This window comes from Thermoanaerobaculia bacterium (assembly GCA_035260525.1).
GTDB lineage: Bacteria > Acidobacteriota > Thermoanaerobaculia > UBA5066 > DATFVB01 > DATFVB01.
The window spans coordinates 1-4,582 of record DATFVB010000305.1 but is presented as its reverse complement, the minus strand read 5'-3'; the positions used below and the strand labels follow the sequence as shown (position 1 = coordinate 4,582).

The 4,582-nt window shown below is 69.4% G+C and carries 2 protein-coding genes; both read right to left on the bottom strand.

From position 1 onward, the window contains the following. A partial coding sequence (locus VKH46_14605) for a protein kinase (protein HKB72074.1) occupies positions 1 to 2,106 on the bottom strand: 2,106 nt, incomplete at its 3' end. 130 nt (positions 2,107 to 2,236) lie between these two features. Then, a complete protein-coding gene (locus VKH46_14600) occupies positions 2,237 to 4,363 on the bottom strand; it encodes a protein kinase (protein HKB72073.1) in 2,127 nt (708 codons plus the stop codon). Positions 4,364 to 4,582: the final 219 nt, after the last annotated feature.

The window sequence follows — 4,582 nt, the reverse complement described above, 5'->3', positions numbered from 1 at the left end:
CTGCCACTCGGCCCATCGGCCGCTCCGGTCCGACATGAAGACGATCGTTCCGCCATCCGGCGACCAGCGCGGCGCGCGCTCTCGATCCGTGTCTCCGGAGAGCTGTCGGAACCGGGAGCCGTCGGCGTCGATCACGTAGAGCGGTTCCCGCACGCCGCGCGTCCCGAAGACGATGGTCCGGGCGTCGGGCGACCAGTCGAGCCACCCGATGAGGCGCGAGCCGCGCAGGATCGTCCGGGGAGTCCCGGAGAGGGCGCCGCGCACGGGATCGAAATCGGCCTCGAGGAGAGTCGACCGGCGCTCGGCCGCGGCCAGGACGACGGTCTTCTCGTCCCGCGGGATCGAGAAGCCATCCACCCATTCCGCCGGCGCGGTGATCGGTTCCGGCCGGCCGCGAAGCCGCCCCGATTTTTCGTTCACGGCGACCCGCCAGAGGTTCATCGTGCCCCCGCGTCCGCTCAGGAAGTAGATGGCGCTCCCGCCGGGCGACCACACGGGGCTCCAGTCGAGGGAAGCGTCGTTCGTGACATCGACGCCTCCGCTCTTCGCCTCGGAGCCGTCGGCGGCCGCTGTCCCGATGTCGCGCTGCGCGCTCGGATTCCGGACTCCCCAGTACGCGATCCGGAGACCGTGCGGAGACCAGCTCGGCTGGACCGCGTCGCCGCTGGAAACGACCCGGAGTCTTCCGGTCGCGACGTCGACCGCGTCGAGCTCGCTCGCCGCCCCGCGCGAGAACGGGTCGTCGAAGCCGCCTTTTGCGACGGCGATCTCCTTCCCGTCCGGAGACCAGGCCGGGTTGAACCCGAAATTCGCGACGCGCCGCACCGATTCGCCCGTCGCTCCCATCACGAAGAGACCTCCTCCGTCGCGCTCGGATCGAAACGCGATCTGCGATCCGTCCGGAGAGAAGGCGGGGCTCCGATCGCTCGCCGGTGAGTCCGCCGTGAGGTTCACCGCGTTGTGGCCGCCGATCCGCAGCAGATAGATGTCGTCGTTTCCGGAGACGTCGCTGACGTAGGCGACGCTCTTGCCGTCCGGCGAGATCGCCGGTTCCCGCTCGAGACCCGGAAAATCGGTCAGCTGGGTGACCGCGCCCGGCGCCTTCTCCGCGGGGCGCCTCGGAGCGCGGAGCCCGCGCGCGAGCCATCCGGCGCCGAGCGCCGCGATGACCGCCGCGGCCGCGGCGGCGAGCGTAAGCGCCCGCAGGCGACCCGCCGGTTCGGCGACCGCGACGGCGGGCGGAGTCCCCGCGACCGCCTCCTCGATCGCGATCCGCGCGTCGCCGATCGACTGGAGACGGCGCCGCGGGTCCTTCACGAGACAGCGGCGGAGGAGATCGCGCACCGCGAACGGGAGACGGTCCGGGAGCCGGCTCCCGTCCGGTTCCCGCGTCAGCACGGCGGCGAGCGTGTCGGACACGGTCTCTCCGGCAAAGAGACGCTCGCCCGTCAACATCTCCCAGAGCACGACGCCGAAGGCCCAGACGTCGGCTCGCCGGTCCGCGGCCCTGCCCCGGGCCTGCTCCGGGCTCATGTACGCCGCCGTGCCGAGGATCATCCCCGCCTGCGTGCCGATCGAGAGCGTGGGGGAGTGGGAGAGATCGGTCGAGGAGGTCGCGGCGGCCGGATCGAGAGCTTTCGCGAGCCCGAAGTCGAGGACCTTCACCTGGTCTTGGGCGTTCACCTTGACGTTGGCCGGTTTGAGGTCGCGGTGGACGATCCCCTTCTCGTGCGCGGCCTCGAGCGCTTCGGCGATCTGGCGGGCGATCGAGAGCGCCTCGTCGATCGGGATCGCGCCCGCCTCGATGCGATCCTGAAGAGTCGGGCCCTCGACGAGCTCGAGGACGAGCGCCTTGACGGCGGTCGAATCCTCGACGCCGTAGATCGCCGCGATGTTGGGATGGTTCAGCGACGCGAGCACGCGCGCCTCGCGCTCGAACCGCGCGAGGCGCTCCGGATCCGCGGAGAGCGACTCGGGAAGCACCTTGATCGCGACCTCGCGCCCGAGCTTGCCGTCGCGCGCCCGATACACCTCTCCCATGCCTCCTGAGCCGAGCGGCGACAGGACTTCGTAGGGGCCGAGCCGGGTTCCGGGCGCGAGTGTCATGAGAGGTTGACAGAGATTCTATCCGGCGACCATCCCTTCAGGCCCGCCGCCGAAGCGGGACCCGAGAGAGCATCCGTTCCTTGCGGGCATCGCTGCCGAGACTCCGGTCCGCTTCGCCCCTCCGGCGGGATTACCGGCTCCCGCCGCGGCGTGCGAGCAAGCGCTGGAATTCCGCTTCGTCGCGCAGACAGGTCAGATCGGGATCGCGTGCGAGATTGTCCCACTCCGAGTACCCCTCCTCGACCGCTCGCCGGAGCATCGACAGCGCCTCCGTCTTCATGTTCAGCGTGCCGTAGACGCAGGCCGCGTTGTAGATCGTGTGCGAGTCCGACGTGCCGAGCGAAAGGACCTTCTCCAGCTCGCGGATCGCATCCTCCCGCCGGCACGACGTCGCGTAGTCCACGGCGAGGATCATGCGTGCTCGCGTGTCCTCGGGCACCCATTCGAGCTGCCGCTCGAGGGCCGTGAGTTGCCGTTCGCGGAGGGAGCGCAGGTCGTCTTCCCGGCCCAGTGCCCCGAGGGCGTTTCCGTAGGAAATGTACAGGTTGTAGTCCTCGCCGTTGGCCTCGATCGCCGCTTCGACGAGGTCCGCCGCCTCCTGCCACCGGTCGGAAGAGAAGAGGGCGCGGCCGAGAATGTCCCACGAGCTTTCGCAATCCCTTTTTATCGCGATCGCCTCGCGGGCGGATTCGACGGCCGGCGCGTATTGACCCTGGGCATAGAGGATTCGCGCGCGTGCGACGAACGCCTCCGGAAGCCGCGGCTCCAGGGCGAACGCCCGGTTGCAGGCCGCGGTCGCGCGCTCGAGCCAGTGTTCGTTTCGGTCGGCGAGGTAGTACTGCATGGCGCAGACGTTGGCGATGCCGGCGTGCGCCAGGGCGAATGCCGGATCGAGCGCGAGGGCATGCTCGAACATCTCCAGCGCGAAGTCGCGGCGCTGCTGCCTCGTGTAGGTGCGGCCTCGCAGGAAGTAGTCGTACGCGTGCAGGTCGGCCGTCGGCTTGCGGGCGATCGTCTCGTTTTCCTCGTGCGTCAGCGACAGGCGAAGGGCCTCGGCGATGCTGCGCGCGATCTCCTCCTGGACCTCGAAGACGTCCTTCATCTCCCGGTCGTAGCGTTCGGCCCAGACCGAATGACCGGTCCCCGTCTCGACCATCTGCACGGTGACCCGAAGCCGGTCGCCGGCGCGGCGGATGGTGCCTCCGAGGACGTGCGTCGCCCCCAGCTGATCGCCGACCTCCCGGGCCGGCGCGCTCTTGTCGCGATAGGAAGACACGGCGGCTCTCGGAAACACGCGCAGGCTCTTGATCTTCGTCAGTTCCGTCGTGATGTCTTCGGTCATCCCGTCGCGGAAATACTCGTCTTCGCTCGCTCGGCTCAGGTTCTCGAGATAGAGCACGGCCACGGACGGGCCGGCCGGCTCCTTGACGGCGCGGCCGGATTTTTCCAGCGTGCGGCGGGCGTCTTCGAGATCGCGCCGGAGGGCCGCGGCGGACGAATACCGCGAGTCCCGGTCCTTTTCGAGGGCCCTCGCGATGACCCGCTCGAGGGCCGCGGGAACGGCGGGGTTGACCCGCGAGGGGGACACGGGCTGCCGATTGAGGATCGCGTCGAACAGCACGGCCGCGGTCTCTCCTTCGAACGGACGGCGGCCCGTGGCCATCTCGTAGAAGACCGCTCCGAGGCTGAAGAGATCCGAGCGGTGATCGAGGGATTCTCCCCGAGCTTGCTCCGGAGACATGTAAGCGACCGTGCCGACGGTCGAACCAGGGTCCGTCAGCCCGGCGAGGTCGATCGTGATCCCCTCGGTGGAATCCGCGGGGGCCGCCTCCCCGGAACCCGGCTCGATCAGCTTGGCGATGCCGAAATCGAGGATCTTGGCGTGGCCCCGGCTCGTGATGACGATGTTTCCCGGCTTGATGTCGCGATGAACGATGCCCTCGCCGTGCGCGGCGTCCAGCCCGTCGGCGAGCTCCAGGCCCCAGGCGACGACCTGGGCGGGCGGAAGCGGCCTCCCTTGGATCCGCCTCGCCAGCGTCTGGCCATCGAGGTACTCCATGGCGATGTAGGGCTCGCCGTCTTGCTCTCCGACGTCGTAGACGGTGCAGATCGCGGGGTGGTTGAGCGCCGAGGCGGCGCAGGCCTCCCGGCGAAAGCGTTCGAGGGCCAGCCGGTCGCGTGACATTTCACCCGGCAGAAACTTCAGAGCGACGAGGCGGTGCAGCCGGGTGTCGCGCGCCTTGTATACCTCTCCCATTCCGCCCGCTCCGAGCGGGGAGAGAATCCGCCGAGATTCCGCGGCGATCACCTCGGCGCGCGAGTTCGGTGATCACGGGCGGGTCGGCGAGTGCGGAGGCCGGTTGGCTCACGGACACCCGCGGGTCCAAGCCCGTTTCAACGACCGCTGACGAACTCCGGATCCAGCGCCTTCACCGCGCCCCCTCGACCAGAAACAGCCTCGAGATCATCACGCGGT